The organism is Azospirillum sp. B510 (genome assembly GCF_000010725.1).
Lineage (GTDB): Bacteria > Pseudomonadota > Alphaproteobacteria > Azospirillales > Azospirillaceae > Azospirillum > Azospirillum lipoferum_B.
This window is the reverse complement of record NC_013856.1, coordinates 113,434-129,224: the sequence shown is the minus strand read 5'-3', so window position 1 is coordinate 129,224 and position 15,791 is coordinate 113,434. Positions and strand designations below refer to the sequence as shown.

Here is a 15,791-nt window from a genome sequence, read left to right as displayed (position 1 = left end):
GTCGATTTGACCGAGTAAAACGACGGACGAAGAGTGGGGCAGAATGGCGTTCTGGGACAAACTGGCCGGACTCTCAAAGCGCTCGCTGTTCCTGCTGATGCTGGGCGTCGCCGTGCTGGTGGCGGCGGTTTTGTCGCTGGCCTTCCGGTTGACGGTGAACCGGGCAGCCGACGGCGAGATCCGTCTGGGCATGGCCGTTCCTCTGACGGGGGAGCGGGCCGATCTTGGCCGCGCCATCCGTGACGGCGTTGAATTGTACGTTGCCCATGTCAACCGTATGGGGGGCATCGCCGGCCTACCGGTGCACATAATAGTTGTGGATGATGCCGACGATCCGGCAACCGCCCGCGCCGCCGCCGAAAAGCTGGCCGCCGCAGGCGTGGCCGGCGTGGTCGGCCACTGGTCGGACGCGGCGGCGGCGGCGGCGGCCGAAATCTACCGCTCCGCCGGGGTTCCGGCCCTGACCCCCGCCCCGGCCCGAACACCGGGACCGGCCGAGGCGAAGCCCGGTGAGCCCTGGCTGTTCCACCTGACCTTCGACCGCAGCTTCGAGACGCGCTTCCTCGCCAACTACGTCCGCAACGTGCTGGGCGAGAAGGTGGTTTCGGTGATCCACGAACGTGGCCCGGACGGCGAGGCGCAGGCCACCCTGTTCGACGAGGTGATGCAGCGGTTCGGCACCAAGGTGCTCAATCGCTGGGACATCGACCCGGCGGCCGACCTCGGCGAGCGGGCGGCGCGGATCGCCCGCGAGATGCGCGAGGCCCGCGTCAGCGGCAGCGTGGTGGTGCTGGCCGACCCGCGCCCGGCCGGCGCGGTCGTCGCCGAACTGCGCAAGGGCGGCGTGCGCAACCGGGTCGCCGGCCCGCGCACCCTGGCAACGCAAGCCTTCCTCGACGCCTACCGCGCCGCGTGGTCGGGCAACGGCACCCCCGCCGCCGGCCTCCACGGCACCTTCGTCTCGACGCCGCTGCTGTACGACACCGCGGGCGAGCAGGCGCAGGCATTCCGCAACGACTACACCAAGGCCCACCACGCGCCGCCCGACTGGGTCTCGGCCACCGCCTACGAGGGCGCCCGGCTGCTGCTGCACGATCTGGCCCCGCGCGGCGCGCCGCGGCCGGCGGCGGGAGACATCAAGCTGCTGCGCGACCGCGCCCATGCCGCCCTCGCCAAGCCCGGCCGAGTGGTCAACGGGGTGCTGGGGCCGCTGGGCTTCGACGCCGCCGGGGCGGCGATGCCGACCGCGTATGTCGGCACCTATGACGGGCTGTCGCTGATCGCCGCGCTGACCCAGCTCTCGCCGATCCGCGAGGAGAATATCGGCAATTACCTGGACGAGCTGGTCGCCGGCCGCGCGCTCTACGTCAACGACCGCTTCATGTACAAGACGAACGTCGTCTATTCGGGCGTCACCATCGACAAGATCAGCGGCTTTGATCCGTCCGCCGGCACCGCCGATCTGCAATTGACCCTGTGGTTCCGCTGGCGCGGCGACTTCGCTCCGCAGGATGTCGTCTTCACCAACGCTGTGCAGCCGATCAAGCTCGACAAGCCGGAGCGGCAGGTCCAGGTCGGCGACATGCTGTATCATTCCTATCGGGTCAAGGGGACGTTCTACACCAACTATTCCGCGGTGGAGCGCGCCTACGGCACCCATGTCGTCGGCATCGCGTTCCGCCACCGCACGCTGGCGCGCAACAACCTGATGTATGTCAGCGACGTGCTGGGCCTGAACCTGAACGCCTCGACCTCGCTGACCGACAGCGTCGCCGGCTCGCTGTCGATCGACGGGGGCGGGGGCGGCGAATGGTCGACGTTCGGCAAGGTGCTCGGCTGGCTCGGCCATGACGGCGACGAGGTGGACACGCTGACCCGGATGCTTCAGCGCCTGCGCGCCCTGGCCGGGGCGCCGGGCTGGACGGTGGGGCGGGCCTGGATTTCCCAGGACGTGTTCGAACGCATCTCGGAGGGCGATCCCGCCTTCGTCGGCTTCGGCAAGCCGCAGCCCAGCTTCTCCCAGCTCGACATGGGAGCGCTGCTGAAGACCGACACCATCGACGTGCGTGACTATGTGCCAACGGAGTGGTTCGTCTACATCGCCATCGTGGCGCTGGTCGGCTCGGCCCTGGCGATGCTGCTCGACCGCAAGGACCGCGGGCAGTTCTGGCGCATGCAGACGCTGGGACTGCGGCTGGTGTGCTGGCCGCTGCTGCTGCTGTCGGCCGGCAACATGGCGCTCGACTATGCGCTGGCGAATATGCCGACCGGGGCCATCGACATGGTGGTGGCTGTCTACAGCATTCTGTGGTGGATCGTCCCGGCCCGCTTGGCGGTCATCGCGCTGGAGCGGTTCATCTGGGTCCCGCTGGAGATCCGCGCCCAGCGCAAGGTGCCCAACGTCATCCGCATGTTCACCGCGCTGGTGGTCTATCTGTTCGCCATCTTCGGGGTCATCGCCTATGTCTTCGCCAAGCCGGTGACCAGCCTGCTCGCCACCTCCGGCCTGATGGCGATGATCATCGGTCTGGCGGTACAGGCCAACATCGCCAACATCTTTTCCGGTATCGTGCTGAACATCGAACGGCCGTTCAAGGTCGGCGACTACATCAAGATCGGCTCCTCGGTGATGGGGCAGGTGCTCGACATCACGTGGCGGACGGTGCGCATCCGCCATCTGGAAGGGCAGTTGGTCTGTCTCGCCAACGCCAAGATCTCCGAGGCGGAGGTGCATAATTTCAGCGATTCCGACGCCAACTTCGTCCGGATCCAGCTTTTCGTCGATCCCACCCAGGATCCGCGGCTGGTGTCGCGACTGGCAAAGGAGGCGCTCGACACCTTCGACTGCTTCGGCAATCTCGCCAGCGGCTATTTCGGCCCCGACTGCCAGTTCAAGGGGGTGGAATGCACCAACGGCATCTGGGCGGCGCGCTACCGGCTGAAGTTCCAGCTCCTGAAGGGGAATGACGAGAACAAGACGGTGCACGAGGTGCTGGCGCGGGTGTGGGAGCGCTTCCAGGCCAACGGCATCCCCTGGTCGCCGACCCAAGGCGAGGTGGAGACCGCCCGCGAGGCCCTGCCCGCCACCGCCGCCGCGGAGGTGCCGGCGTGACCGCGCTTTCCCCGCCGTCCGGCTTCGCCGAGCTTGTGGCGCGCATGGCGCGGGCGCCGGGCGAGGCCGTCCAACTGCTGGCGGTCAGCGCCCTGCTGGCGGTGCTGGGGCTGGCGGTGTCGCTGTTCGTCATCCAGGTGCTGAACCGCTACGTCACCCATGGGGTGTCCGGCACCCTGCTGACGCTGACCGCGGGGGCCGTTCTGGCGGTGGCGGCGGAACACCAGCTCCGCAAGCTGCGCTGGGTGATCGCCGAGGCGATCGCCGGCGACCAGGACCGCCGTCTCGCCACCGGGGTGTTCGGGCTGACGCTGACCGCCGATCTGCGCGCCCAGGCGGCCTGGAGCCCGGCGGCGCGCGAAGAGCTGGTGCGCGGAACCGAACGGGCGCGCGCCGCCTTCGGACCGGCCGGACTGACCACGATCGCCGATCTGCCCTTCTCGCTGATGGTGCTGGCGGTGCTGGCGCTGCTGTCGCCGACGCTGGCAGTGGTCACCGGGGGCTTCTGCGCTGGGCTGGCGCTGCTGGCCTGGATCGACCAGCGGCGGCTGGCCGCGCCTGCGGCGGCGATGAACCGCGCAACCGGCGAGGTCAACGCGCTGGTCGCCGCCGCCGTCCACGCCGCCGAGACGGTACGCCACTTCCGTGCCCACGCCGCCCTGATGGAGCGCTGGCGGATCCTCGCCGAGCAGGCCCGCCTAACCGGCGAGCGGGTCGGCTGGCTGCACCTGCACGGCGCGTCGCTCACCCAGGCGACGCAGGGGCTGCTGAGCATCGCGGTGATCGCGGTGGGCGGCATGCAGGTGGTGGCCGGCACGCTGGACGTCGGCACGCTGGTCGGGGCCAACCTGATCGCCGGGCGGGTGCTGTCGCCGTTCGGCCGCATCGTCCAGTACGGCCGCACCCTGCGCACCGCCGCCGCCGCCCTGGCCGAGGCCCGGCGCTTCGCCGGGGTCGCCGTCGAGCGAGCGGGCGGTCGAACCCTGGCCGACTGGACCGGCGGCCTGACGCTGAGCGGAGTCGCCGCCAGTTTCCCCGGCCGCGAGGAGCCGGTGTTCTCCGGCCTCGACGTAACGGTGGAGCCGGGCGGGGTGGTTGTGCTGACCGGGCGCAACGGGTCGGGCAAATCGACCCTGCTGAAGCTGCTCGCCGGCCTGATCGAGCCGAGCCGCGGGCAGGTGCTGGCGAATGGGGCCGACCTGCGGGTGCTCTCGCTCGACTGGTGGCGGTCGCAAGTGTCCTACCTGCCGCAGGAGCCGCTGTTCCTGCCCGGCACCCTGCGCGACAATTTGCGGCTCGCCCGGCCCGACGCCACCGACGCCGACCTGCTGCGCGCCCTCGCCGAGGCCGACCTCGCCGATCTGGTCAACCGCCACCCGCGCCATCTCGATCTGGTCCTGGAGGATGGCGGGCGCACCCTGGCTCCGGGCATCCGCCGCCGCCTGGGGCTGGCCCGCGCGCTGGTCACCGACGGGCCGCTCTACCTGCTCGACGAGCCGACCGAGGGACTCGACCGCGAGGGAGCCCAGCTGGTCTACCAGCGCCTGATCGCGCTGGCCCGGCGGGGCCGCACCCTGATCATCGCCAGCCATGACCCGGTCATCCTCAACGGCGCCCGCTGCATCGTCCGGCTGGACGGCGCGGCGTCCGGCGTACAACCGCCTGTGCCCATGCCTATGCCTGCGACGGTGAGGGCCGCGCAATGACCATGACCGCGCTCCCCCAACCGGCTACTACCGTCAGCCCCCTGCCCAGCCGCCCACTGCCCAGCCGCCCACTGCCCAGCCGTAGGCGCATCGCGCTGGAGATCGCCGCCGTGCTGCTGGCGCTGGGGGCCTGGGCGGCGGTCGGCCCGCTCGACGTCGCGACCACCGCGTCGGGTGAGGTGGTTCCGGCCAGCCGGGTCAAGGCGATCCAGCATCTGGAAGGCGGCATCGTCACCGAAATCCTGGCGTCGGAGGGCGACCGCGTCAGCCGCGGCCAGCCGCTGTTCCGCCTCGACCCGACCAAGGCGCAGGCCGAGGCGGTCGAGCTGGCCCGCCGTCTGGCCAGCCTGCGCATCGATCTGGCCCGCCTGACCGCGGAAATCGCCAAGGCCCCCGCCCCATCGATCGACCCGGAGGCGGAGGCCACGGCGCCCGAGGTCGCCGCTGCGGCGCGCGACCTGTTCCTCAGCCACCGCGACCGCCTTGCCCACGAGGCGCGCAGCCAGGCCCAACTGGTCGCACAGAAGGAGGCGGAGCTGGAGGAATCCCGCGTCCGCCTGCGCAACAACCGCCGGGCGCTGGAGATCGTCAACACCCAGGTGACGATCAGCGAGAACCTGCTGAGCAAGGAACTCTCCAACCGCATGACCCACCTGGAGCAATTGCGCCAGCAGCAGGCGCTGCGCACCCTGGTGGACGGCGATCAGGCGGCCCAGCCGCGGCTGGAGGCGGCCCTGGGGGAGGCGCGCGAACGGCTCGCCTGGGTCGAGGGCAGCGCCGCCGAGCAGGCGCGGCACGACCTCGCCACCGTCCGCCAGCAATATGACGAGCTGTCCCAGCGCATGCAGACCCTGCGCAACGTCGAGGAGCGCACCGTCCTGCGCACGCCGGTCGACGGCATCGTCAAGACGGTGAACGTCACCACCGAGGGCGGCGTCGTCCAGCCCGGTCAGGTCCTGGCCGAAGTGGTGCCGGGCGAGGACCGGCTGGTGGTGGACGCCCGGCTGCCGGTGCAGGACATCGGCTATGTCCATGCCGGTCTGCCGGTGCGGGTGGTGCTCAGTTCCGGCGACGCGTCCTCCTTCCCGCCGATCGACGGCCGGGTGGAGCGGGTCAGTCCGGACGCCACCATGACCAGCGACGGCCACGCCTTCTACCGCGTCCGGGTCGCCACCGAACAATCCGCCTTCGAGGCGACGGGACGCCGCTATCAGCTTTATCCCGGCATGCAGGTGACGTGCAGCATCCTGATCGGCCGCCGCACCGTGCTGGAATATCTGCTCAGCCCCTGGATCACCACCCTGCGCTTCGCCTTTCAGGAGAGATGACACCGTGCCGGATTCAGCCTGCCAGCGCCCCGTTCCGGGCCGACCAGCGGCCCGCCTGTTCCCGGTCGTCTCGCTCGCGGCCCTTCTGCTGCTGGCGCCGCTCCACAACCCCGCCGCCCGTTCCGCCCAGGAGGCGGCCGAGTCGGTGCGCCCCCTGCTGGAGCGCCTGATCGCCGAGAACCACCGGATCGCCGCCGCCCGCTCCGGCCAGGAGGCGGCCGAGGCCGGCCTGCGCAAGGCCCGCGCGGGATGGTACGGCGACGTCTCGCTGTCGGTCAGCGCCGGGCGGGAGAGCCAGCGCAACCCGTCGCCGACGCCGGCCACCGCCGGCAATCTGCGCGACGCCGGGGTGACGCTGCGGCAGCCGCTGCTCGATTTCGGGCGCATCGGCGGCGAGATCGAAAAGGCGACGCTGACCGGACGGCAGGCCGAGGCGACCCTGCGCGACACCACCCAGGAGGTGCTGCTCGACGGGCTGTCGGCGCTGGTCAACCTCGCCCGGACCCGGCAGGTGGTCGAGCTGTCGCAGCAGTCGCTGCGCAACATCGAACGGCAGACCGGCCTGGAGGAAAGCCGGGTCGAGCTGGGCGGCGGCTATGCCACCGACGTGTTGCAGGCCAAGAGCCAGCTTGCCGGCGCCCGCGCCCGGCTGGTCCGGGCCAAGGGCGCCCATGTCGCCGCGATCAACCATTACCGCACCGTCTTCCATGGCGAACCGCCGGCAAAGGTCGCCATGGTTACCCCGCTGCCCAAGGCGATGCCGACCACGCTCGATGAGGCGATCGCGCTCGCCCGCGGGCACAGCCCGCAGCTTGAAATCGCCGGGCTCGGCGCCGACATCGCCAAGGCGGAGGTGCGCCGGGTCCGCGGCGCCGAACTGATGCCGCGGGTCGAGGCGGTCGCCGACGTGTCCAGCCGCCACAATGTCGGCGGCACCATGGGGACCAAGAACGACCAGACCTATAAGGTGCAGGTCACCCTGCCCTTCAACCTCGGGCTGGCGCCATTGCATTCGATCGACGCGGCGCAGGCGTCGGCGCGGGCCTCGGCGTCACAGCTCGACGAACGCCGCCTGTCCATCGACGAGCAGGTCGCCAACGCCTGGCAGAACCTCGACACCGCCCGCGAGACCGCGGTCTTTTTCGAGAATCAGGCGCGCATCGCCGCCGAGTTCCTGCGCCTCGCCCGCGAGGAGCGTCAGCAGGGCCGGCGCTCGCTGCTCGACGTGCTGACCGGCGAGACCTCGCTGTACAACGCCCAGGCCGATGCGGCCTCGGCGGCGGGCGACGTCTCCATCGCCGCGCTGACCCTGCTGCGCACCGCCGGCCTGCTCGACCTGTCGGCGCTGCCGTGATTGCAAGCAGTCGAGAAGCGGGCGCAGTTCGCCGCGGGCGACCCCATCCGGTAAGGTGAAAGCATAACGGCCGAGCATGTTGATGTCGTCGAAGCCGATCGGCGACAGCGATCGTGCCCCTGAGCGTGGTGTAGGAGTTGGGTCGCTCACCGGGTTCTCCGGCTGGCTTTGCGTATTTGGCCGCGTACTTCTTTTCGAACGTCCCCATGGCGGCTTCGGCCGCGGCACGGTCCGGCGCCATCCAGATCTCGCGCAGATCCTGCTTCATCGCGGGCTGGACGGACTTGGCCACCTTGTTGAGGACATTGACCGTCTTGTGCTGCCAGCACCGCTGATGCCGGGTGGTTTGAGGTCTTTGAAGGAGGCCAAGAAGCTTTCCACCTCCGCCTCAATGGCCTGTTCAAGCAATCGGCGCGCTCCCGCGCGCAGGATGGCCGTCAGTGGATCGTCGATCTCCTCCGGCTGACGTAAACGGATAACCTTGCTATCCTCGGTCATGGCGTATCGCTCCTCTGGAGGTTCGGGCAGGCTCGTCACCCGCCTCGATACGCCGTCTTCCTCATACCGTCATCACCCACTTTCCAGCATAGCTCCCGGATGGCCATCTCACTCCCCATGGACGCGAGGCCGCCACCCGTATGGGAGAGTTCTACCGGCAACGATATGTCGCTGCCGGCGTTCTTCCGGCAACGGGCTGTCCCGCAGCCGGCACCTTGTTCGCCTGGGCCGACACCGACCAGCGGACCCGAGCCACCGGCGGCGCTCTGCTGAACGGGTTGGCTCCCGGATGCGGGCTGAGCGCCGGTTTCCTGGCCGATGCCGGTGATGGCGCCGCTGACGATCCCCTGTTCGACGCGATCGGAAGCGGTCTCGGCGCGTTAGACGTCGATCTCGCCCGCTGCGGGATGCTCGACGCCATCGGAGGCAGCATCGACGCCGTGCGGGAACGGCTGAAGCCGCAACTGGCCGCGCTGGGCAAGGTGCTGGGCTGTTGCGGGGTTTCCCTTTGCCGTGAGGCGACGGGCAAGCCGCAGTGCGCGTTCGAGGATCTTCCCTTGGCGATCGAGATCAAGCACAAAGGGCGCAAGGTCGGCTTGTCGGGGCCGCTTGATTACGCCTCGGGTATCATCGAGGTCTTTCGTCTTGAGTACGGCGAAGGTATGCCGCCCGGAGGCGGTGGCCTGGGGACGGCTTGGCGGTCCGGCCGCCATTCGCGACCTGCTCGCCCTCCACAAGGCGAAATACGATGTCGTCGAGCATGTTCCATACATCGCACGGCGCGGCGCGTCGCAACTGCTCAATCAGATCCGCGTCGCGTTGGCGCAAGGGACCGCCGCCGCACCGGCCGATCCGGGGCCGCCGCCTGCAAAACTGATTCTCCTGGTCGGCCATGACGGCAATCTGGCTCAACTGCGCAGCCTGCTGGGGCTGCACTGGTCGCTGGAGGGCTCGCAGCCGGACGACACGCCGCCGGGAGGCGCGCTGATCTTCGAACGCCTGCGCGATCCGCAGAGCGGCAACCGCTACGTCCGGGTGTTCTTCGCCGCACAGAGCATGGACCAGGTTCGCAGTCTGGAGTCGCTTGTCGGCGCAGGGGCGGTCGGTCCGCTGATCGCTGTGGTTCCGCTTCCCGGCTGCGCGTCGGCCCCCCTGCCGGCCCTTCCCCGGCGGGCAGGGCGGCAGGTCTGTGTGCCTTGACCGAATTCCTGGCGATCAGTGGAGAGCGCCTCGATCGTTCCGCCACGGCAGCTCCGTTCTACAGCGCGGGTCCCACTGGCCCCGCCATTAATGGAATAAAAATTCCTTATTGACGATATGCGGAATTTTTGTTCCATTACCGACTGGGAGTTCAGCGCGATTCGATAAGTCAGGGTCCGGATCGCCCTGAGCCTCCCCGGCGACCGTGAAGCGTTCCTTCGGGAGCGCCGACATCCGTGCGACGCGGAAATTCGGGAAAGTGCACGCCATGCCAGACCAGTACACGCTTGACGTCATCGCCATTGGCCGCTCCTCCGTCGATCTTTACGGCGAACAGGTTGGCGGCCGGCTCGAAGACATGCAGAGCTTCGCCAAATATGTCGGGGGTTGCCCGACCAACATCGCCGTGGGGACGGCGCGGCTGGGGCTGCGCTCCGCGCTGCTGACCCGTGTCGGCGACGAACACATGGGCCGCTTCATCCGCGAGCAGTTGACCCGCGAGGGGGTCGACACCAGCCATGTCATCGCCGATCCGGACCGGCTGACCGCCCTGGTCATTCTGGGCATCCGCGACCGCAAGACCTTTCCGCTGATCTTCTATCGGGAAAACTGCGCCGACATGGCGCTGTGCGAGGGCGATTTCGGCGAGTCCTTCATCGCGTCGGCCCGCGCCGTCGTGGTCACCGGCACCCATTTCTCGACCCCTGGCACCGACGCGGCGATGCGCAAGGCCATCCGGATCGCGCGCAAGGCCGGGACGCGGGTGGTGCTGGACATCGACTATCGTCCCGTGCTGTGGCGGCTTACCGGCCATGGGCTGGGCGAGGAACGGTTCGTCGCCGACGGCGGCGTCACCGCTCATCTGCAAACCATCCTGCCCGATTGCGACCTGATCGTCGGCACCGAGGAGGAGTTCCACATCGCCGGCGGAAGCACCGACACCATTGCCGCGCTCCGCGCGGTGCGCAGCCTGACCAAGGCGACGCTGGTGTGCAAGCGGGGACCCATGGGTTGCGTCGTCTTTCCCGGCGACGTCCCCGATAGCCTGGAGCTTGGCGTGCGCGGGCCGGGATTTCCGGTCGAGGTGTTCAACGTGCTGGGCGCCGGCGATGCCTTCATGTCGGGATTCCTGCGCGGCTGGCTGCGCAATCAGTCGCTGGAGGATTGCTGCGCCTACGCCAACGCCTGCGGCGCGTTCGCGGTATCGCGCCACGGCTGCGCCCCGGCGATCCCGACCTTGGCCGAGCTGTCCTTCTTCCTGGCCAACGGCAGCGCCACGTCGCGGCTGCGCCACGATGCAAAGCTGTCGCACATCCACTGGGCGACCACCCGGCGGCGTCAATGGCCGGAGGTTCTGGCCTTTGCGATCGATCACCGACTCCAGCTGGAGGAAATGGCTGGGCAGTGCGGTGCGGCGCCGGAGCGCATCGCCGCCTTCAAGCGGATCGCCCTGGCGGCGGCGCGGTCGGTGACCGAGGGGCGGGACGGCTTCGGCATGCTGCTCGACGGCATCCATGGCCAGGACGCGCTGGATTTGCTGACTGGCGGGGATGCCTGGATCGGCCGCCCGATCGAGCAGCCCGGCTCGCGCCCGTTGCGGTTCGAAGGCGGCTCCGACCCTGCGGTGACGATCCGCGAATGGCCGGCCGAGCATGTCGTCAAGTGCCTCGTCTTTTATCATCCTGACGACGAACCTTCGCTGCGCGAGGAGCAGGAGCGGCAGGTCCAGATCCTGTTCGCCGCCTGCCGGGCCACCGGACACGAGCTGCTGCTCGAACTCATCCCGCCAAAGGGGGTGGCGGTGGATGAGGACACGCTGGCCCGCGCCATGGCCCGTTTCTACGGATTGGGCGTGCTTCCCGACTGGTGGAAGGTGCCGGCGCCGGGCAGCCAGGCAGCCTGGGACCAGGTGTCCGGGGTGATCGCGGTGGAGGACCCGCTCTGCCACGGCGTGCTGATTCTCGGTCTCGACGCGCCCGAGGACGAGGTGAAGGCCGGTCTGGCGCTTGCCGCCCGGCAGCCGGTCTGCAAGGGCTTCGCCATCGGCCGCACTCTGTTCGGCCCGGCGGCCGAGGCGTGGCTGGCCGGCCGTCTTGGCGATGCCGAGGCGGAGCGGTTGATGGCGGGCGCCTACGCCCGGCTCATCGATTTTTGGGACGAGCAGCGCGCCGCCGGCAGGCGCGCGGCCGCCTGACTGGCGGCTGCCGGAGACGAACGGCCGGAAAGGCCGGGGAAAATGAGTGATCGGGAGGATGGATCGATGGTGACCTTGCGGCTGACCGTGGCCCAGGCCCTGGTGAAGCACCTGAGTGCCCAGCATGTCGAAATCGACGACCGGGAACTGCCGCTGTTCGCCGGCGTCTGGGCGATCTTCGGACATGGCAACGTGTCCGGCCTGGGCGAGGCGCTGCACGCCGCGCGCGACACGCTGCCGACCTATCGCGGCCATAACGAACAGGGCATGGCCCATGCCGCCATCGCCTTCGCCAAGGCGCAGAACCGCCGCCGCCTGATGGCCTGCACCAGTTCTGTCGGTCCGGGGGCGGTCAACATGGTGACGGCGGCGGCGCTGGCCCATGTCAACCGGCTGCCGGTGCTGCTGCTGCCGGGCGACACCTTCGCCACACGCGCACCTGATCCGGTGCTGCAACAGGTGGAGGATTTCTACGACCCGACCGTGTCGGCCAACGACTGCTTCCGTCCGGTGTCGCGCTTCTGGGACCGCATCGCCCGGCCGGAGCAATTGATGCCCAGCCTGCGCCGCGCCCTCCAGGTGCTGACCGACCCGGTCGATTGCGGTCCGGTGACGCTATGCCTGCCGCAGGACGTCCAGGCCGAGGCCTTCGACTTCCCGCGCTCCTTCTTCGAGCGGACCATCCGCCGCGTCCGCCGTCCCGAACCGGACCGTGACGAGTTGGCGGCCGTCGCCGCGGCGCTGACCGGCGCGGCGCGGCCGCTGATCGTCGCCGGGGGCGGCGTCCACCACAGCGGCGCCTGCGCCGACCTCGCCGCCTTCGCCGCCCGGCACGGCATTCCGGTGGCGGAGACCCAGGCGGGCAAGGGGGCGCTGGCCTGGGACCACCCGTGCAACGTCGGCTCCATCGGCGTGACCGGCTCCAGCGCCGCCAACGCCCTAGCGGGCGAGGCCGATCTGGTGCTGGCGGTCGGAACCCGGCTGGCCGATTTCACCACCGCCTCGTGGTCGGTGTTCGGCGGAGGGCGGTTGGCCGCGCTGAACGTCACGGCCTTTGACGCGGCGAAGGGCGACGCCCTGCCGCTGGTCGCCGACGCCGTGCGCGGTCTGGCGGCGCTCGACTCCGCGCTCGGCGATTGGACGGCCCCGACCGGCTGGCGGGCCGTGGCGCAGGAGCGGATGGGGGCCTGGAACCGGATCGTCGATGCGGCCACCGCCGACGCCGGACTCGATCTGCCGACCGACGCGCAGGTACTCGGCGCGGTCAACCGGGCGGCCGGCGCGGATGGCGTCGTCGTCTGCGCGGCCGGCGGCCTGCCGGGGGAACTTCACAAGCTTTGGCGGACCTCCCGTCCCGGCGGATACCACTTGGAATACGGCTTCTCGTGCATGGGATACGAGATCGCCGGCGGTCTTGGGGTCAAGATGGCCTGCCCGGATCGCGAGATCTTCGTCATGGTCGGCGACGGCAGCTACATGATGATGAATTCCGAACTCGCCGCGGCGGTGGCGATGAAGCGCAAGCTGATCGTCGTGCTGCTCGACAACCGTGGATACGGCTGCATCAACCGGCTCCAGAACGCCTGCGGCGGTGCGCCGTTCAACAATCTGCTGCGCGACAGCCATTTTGAAACGGACTCTCCGCCGGCCGTGGACTTCGCCGCCCATCTGCGGGCGCTGGGCGCGGTAACGGAAAAAGTCCGCGGCATCGCCGCTCTGGAACAGGCGCTGGCGCGGGCGAAGGCCTCCCCGGATACCTATGCCATCGTCATCGACACCGACCCGTTGCCCTCCACCGGGGAGGGCGGCGCCTGGTGGGACGTGCCGGTCCCCGAAGTGTCCGCCCGTCCCGAGGTGATGGCCGCCCGCGCACGCTACGTCGCCGCCAAGGCCCGCCAGCGCCGCTGAGGCCGTTGTCCGTTCCAACCCCTTTCTCCTTACACGCGGGAGCTTTCGATCATGACCGTTCGTCTCGGCGTCAACCCGATCGCCTGGAGCAACGACGACATGCAGGAGCTGGGTGGCGACACCCCGCTGGAGGTCTGTCTGGCCGAGGGCCGGCAGGCCGGCTTTGCCGGTTTCGAACTGGGTCACAAATTTCCCCGCGATCCCGGCGCCCTGAGGCCGATCCTGGAGCGGTACGGCCTGGATCTGGTGTCCGGCTGGTACAGCGCCGGCCTTCTCGAGCGGACGGTTGCGGAGGAGATCGAGGCGGTGCAGCCGCATCTGCGCCTGCTGAAGGCGTTCGGCTGCTCCGTCATGGTGGTGGCGGAGACCACCGGCTGCGTCCATGGCGACCGTTCCGCGCCGCTGTCGGCCCGGCCGGTCCTGGATGCCGGCCAATGGGCGGAATTCGGCCGCCGCATGACCGCGTTCGGCGATTACCTGCGGGAGCAGGGCACGCCGCTCGCCTATCATTACCATATGGGCACGGTGGTCGAGACCCCGGAGGAGATCGACCGCTTTGCCGAGGCCACCGGCGACAGCGTCGGCATCCTGCTCGATACCGGACACCTGACCTTCGCCGGCGGCGATCCGCTGGACGTGATCGCCAAATGGGGGCGTCGCATCAACCACGTCCATTGCAAGGACGTCCGCGCCGACGTGCTGAAGACCGCGAAGGCCGTCGACAGCAGCTTTCTCGATGCGGTGATCGCCGGCGTGTTCACCGTGCCGGGCGACGGGTGCGTCGATTTCAAGGCGGCGCTCGGCGCTTTGAAGGCGGCGGACTACCGTGGCCGCTGGCTGGTGATCGAGGCGGAGCAGGACCCGGCGAAGGCCCATCCGCTGACCTACGTCACCAAGGGCCGCCAGCATTTGAGCGCGCTTGTCGCCGAATTCGGCCTTTGACCGGGCCGCCGAACCTATTCCGAAAGACGTTCCGATCATGAGCAGTCCAGTTCAGCACTTCATCGGCGGTGCGCTGGTTGACGGCGCCGGCGGCAGCGGCGACGTGTTCAATCCCGCCACCGGCCGCGTCGTTGCCCGGGTGCCGCTGGCCACGGCGGCGGAGGTGGACAAGGCCGTTGCCGCGGCCCGCGCCGCCTGGCCCGCTTGGGCGGCGGCGACGCCGTTGCGCCGCGCCCGCGTGATGTTCGCGTTCAAGCAGTTGCTGGAGCAGAACGCCGACGCGCTTGCCAACCTGATTACCGCCGAGCATGGCAAGATCCATTCCGATGCGCTGGGCGAGGTCACCCGTGGGTTGGAGGTGGTGGAGTTCGCCTGCGGCGGCCCGCATCTGCTGAAAGGCGAGGTCGCCGAGAATGTCGGCACCGGCGTCGACAGTCATTCGCTGCGCCAGCCGCTGGGCGTCGTTGCCGGAATCACACCGTTCAACTTTCCGGCCATGGTGCCGATGTGGATGTTCCCGGTCGCCATCGCCTGCGGCAACAGTTTCATCCTGAAGCCGTCGGAACGGGTGCCCAGCGCCGCGCTGTTCCTGGCTCGTCTGCTGAAGCAGGCTGGTCTGCCCGACGGCGTGTTCAACGTCGTCCATGGTGACAAGGCGGCGGTCGATGCGCTGCTGAGCCATCCCGACGTCAAGGCAGTCAGCTTCGTCGGCTCGACCCCCGTCGCCCGCTACATCTATGCGACGGGCGCGGCCAACGGCAAGCGGGTCCAGGCCCTGGGGGGCGCCAAGAACCACATGGTCATCATGCCCGACGCCGATCTCGATCAGGCGGTCGATGCGCTGATGGGGGCCGCCTATGGCTCGGCCGGGGAGCGCTGCATGGCGATCTCGGTCGCGGTCCCGGTGACCGATGCGGTGGCCGACGCGCTGGTCGCCCGCCTGGCCGAACGGGTCCGCGCCCTGAAGATCGGTCCCGGCACCGATCCCAATGCCGAGATGGGGCCGCTGGTGACCCGCGCGCATCGCGACAGGGTGCGCGGCTACATCGACCTTGGGGTGGCGGAGGGGGCCACGCTGGTGGTGGACGGCCGCGAGGCGAGCGTGTCCGATCCGGACTGCGCCGACGGCTATTTCCTTGGCGGCAACCTGTTTGACCACGTCACGCCGGAGATGCGCATCTACAAGGAGGAGATCTTCGGGCCGGTCCTGGCGGTGGTCCGCGTTCCCGACTATCGCACCGCGGCCACTCTCATCAACGCCCATGAATTCGGCAACGGAACCGCGATCTTCACCCGCGACGGCGATACGGCCCGCGCCTTCGGGGCGGAGATCGAAGTCGGCATGGTTGGCGTCAATGTTCCGATTCCGGTGCCGATGGCCTTCCACAGCTTCGGCGGCTGGAAGGGTTCGCTGTTCGGCGACCACCACATGCACGGGCCGGAGGGGGTGCGCTTCTACACCCGGCTGAAGACCATCACCAGCCGCTGGCCCACGGGCATCCGGGCCGGCGCCGATTTCGTCATGCCGACCATGAAATGACCGGCGTGA

Annotated in this window: 10 protein-coding genes and 3 pseudogenes; 10 read left to right on the top strand and 3 right to left on the bottom strand. The window is 69.4% G+C overall.

What is annotated here, in order from left to right:
• Positions 1–43 precede the first annotated feature (43 nt).
• The 4 genes from AZL_RS21910 to AZL_RS21895 are packed head-to-tail and all read left to right on the top strand — an operon-like array spanning position 44 to position 7,500.
• Positions 44–3,112, top strand: coding sequence for an ABC transporter substrate-binding protein (locus AZL_RS21910; RefSeq protein WP_012976639.1), 3,069 nt, complete (start codon positions 44–46; stop codon positions 3,110–3,112).
• Complete coding sequence (locus AZL_RS21905; RefSeq protein WP_042444997.1) at positions 3,109–4,818, top strand: ATP-binding cassette domain-containing protein; 1,710 nt, start codon at positions 3,109–3,111, stop codon at positions 4,816–4,818. The genes AZL_RS21910 and AZL_RS21905 overlap by 4 nt, the downstream gene beginning before the upstream one ends.
• Before the next feature lie 2 nt (positions 4,819–4,820).
• Positions 4,821–6,146 (top strand): HlyD family type I secretion periplasmic adaptor subunit, encoded by a 1,326-nt coding sequence (locus AZL_RS21900; RefSeq protein ID WP_158306007.1) that lies wholly within the window; start codon positions 4,821–4,823, stop codon positions 6,144–6,146.
• A gap of 4 nt (positions 6,147–6,150) precedes the next feature.
• Entirely contained in the window at positions 6,151–7,500 is a 1,350-nt protein-coding gene (locus AZL_RS21895) for a TolC family protein (RefSeq protein WP_012976636.1), read from the top strand.
• Between the two features lie 160 nt (positions 7,501–7,660).
• Here AZL_RS21895 and AZL_RS35765 read toward each other — a convergent pair.
• Both AZL_RS35765 and AZL_RS37690 read right to left on the bottom strand, forming a co-directional pair.
• Positions 7,661–7,843 (bottom strand): annotated as a pseudogene (locus AZL_RS35765) (transposase); the annotation flags it as partial.
• Positions 7,840–8,047: pseudogene (locus AZL_RS37690) on the bottom strand (IS256 family transposase); the annotation flags it as partial. The pseudogenes AZL_RS37690 and AZL_RS35765, both read right to left, overlap by 4 nt.
• Before the next feature lie 91 nt (positions 8,048–8,138).
• Between AZL_RS37690 and AZL_RS37685 the strand changes: the two are divergent.
• Positions 8,139–8,255, top strand: a pseudogene (locus AZL_RS37685) (6-phytase); the annotation flags it as partial.
• A gap of 123 nt (positions 8,256–8,378) precedes the next feature.
• Here AZL_RS37685 and AZL_RS36645 read toward each other — a convergent pair.
• Positions 8,379–8,576, bottom strand: a complete 198-nt coding sequence (locus tag AZL_RS36645) for a hypothetical protein (RefSeq protein ID WP_173380516.1) — start codon at positions 8,574–8,576, stop codon at positions 8,379–8,381.
• Between the two features lie 67 nt (positions 8,577–8,643).
• On the opposite strand from AZL_RS36645, the gene AZL_RS35760 reads away from it, so the two are divergent.
• The 5 genes from AZL_RS35760 (at position 8,644) to AZL_RS21870 (ending at position 15,782) form a co-directional block, all read left to right on the top strand.
• Positions 8,644–9,198 (top strand): histidine-type phosphatase, encoded by a 555-nt coding sequence (locus AZL_RS35760; RefSeq protein WP_247894448.1) that lies wholly within the window; start codon positions 8,644–8,646, stop codon positions 9,196–9,198.
• Positions 9,199–9,466: 268 nt separating this feature from the next.
• Positions 9,467–11,392, top strand: a complete 1,926-nt coding sequence (gene iolC, locus AZL_RS21885; RefSeq protein WP_012976634.1) for a bifunctional 5-dehydro-2-deoxygluconokinase/5-dehydro-2-deoxyphosphogluconate aldolase — start codon at positions 9,467–9,469, stop codon at positions 11,390–11,392.
• A gap of 42 nt (positions 11,393–11,434) precedes the next feature.
• A complete protein-coding gene (iolD, locus tag AZL_RS21880; RefSeq protein ID WP_012976633.1) occupies positions 11,435–13,300 on the top strand; it encodes a 3D-(3,5/4)-trihydroxycyclohexane-1,2-dione acylhydrolase (decyclizing) in 1,866 nt (621 codons plus the stop codon).
• A gap of 51 nt (positions 13,301–13,351) precedes the next feature.
• Positions 13,352–14,242 (top strand): myo-inosose-2 dehydratase, encoded by an 891-nt coding sequence (gene iolE, locus AZL_RS21875; RefSeq protein ID WP_012976632.1) that lies wholly within the window; start codon positions 13,352–13,354, stop codon positions 14,240–14,242.
• A gap of 37 nt (positions 14,243–14,279) precedes the next feature.
• Positions 14,280–15,782 carry a CoA-acylating methylmalonate-semialdehyde dehydrogenase gene (locus AZL_RS21870; protein WP_012976631.1) on the top strand — a complete coding sequence of 501 codons (1,503 nt, stop codon included), beginning with the start codon at positions 14,280–14,282 and terminating at the stop codon, positions 15,780–15,782.
• The last annotated feature ends 9 nt before the right edge of the window (positions 15,783–15,791 follow it).

Bases quoted from the DNA above. Each gene is read 5' to 3' on its own strand.
- AZL_RS21910 (WP_012976639.1), top strand. From the start codon at position 44: ATGGCGTTCTGGGACAAACTGGCCGGACTCTCAAAGCGCTCGCTGTTC.
- AZL_RS21900 (WP_158306007.1), top strand. From the start codon at position 4,821: ATGACCGCGCTCCCCCAACCGGCTACTACCGTCAGCCCCCTGCCCAGC.
- iolC (WP_012976634.1), top strand. From the start codon at position 9,467: ATGCCAGACCAGTACACGCTTGACGTCATCGCCATTGGCCGCTCCTCC.
- iolD (WP_012976633.1), top strand. From the start codon at position 11,435: ATGAGTGATCGGGAGGATGGATCGATGGTGACCTTGCGGCTGACCGTG.
- iolE (WP_012976632.1), top strand. From the start codon at position 13,352: ATGACCGTTCGTCTCGGCGTCAACCCGATCGCCTGGAGCAACGACGAC.
- AZL_RS21870 (WP_012976631.1), top strand. From the start codon at position 14,280: ATGAGCAGTCCAGTTCAGCACTTCATCGGCGGTGCGCTGGTTGACGGC.